This window comes from Pseudomonas sp. AKS31, from assembly GCF_023634765.1.
GTDB lineage: Bacteria > Pseudomonadota > Gammaproteobacteria > Pseudomonadales > Pseudomonadaceae > Aquipseudomonas.
Genome location: NZ_JAMLFX010000013.1, coordinates 171,009 through 171,267, shown reverse-complemented (window position 1 = coordinate 171,267; position 259 = coordinate 171,009). Strand labels below are relative to the sequence as shown.

The 259-nt window shown below is 56.0% G+C and carries 1 protein-coding gene; it reads left to right on the top strand.

Annotated elements, in window-relative coordinates:
• On the top strand, positions 1-259 hold a 259-nt coding region (locus M9827_RS28085), incomplete at both ends, for an integrase core domain-containing protein (RefSeq protein ID WP_284676983.1).

The following is a 259-nucleotide window of genomic DNA, read 5'->3' as shown; positions in this document are numbered from 1 at the left end:
TCATCAGGCTTGGAATCCATGTCGAAACGATTACGCCTGGCCGTCCCGACCAAAATGGTCGACATGAACGGATGCATCGAACGCTAAAGGCAGCAGTGCCACCGGCGGAAAACCTAGTGCGCCAGCAGCTGGCTTTTCAGGATTTCATCCAAGACTTCAACCACCACCGACCGCACACCGCGCTGGGCATGAAACCGCCGGCATCTGTCTATCGCCCGTCGATACGCGCTTATCCCGGTTATTTGCCTGCGCTTGAATA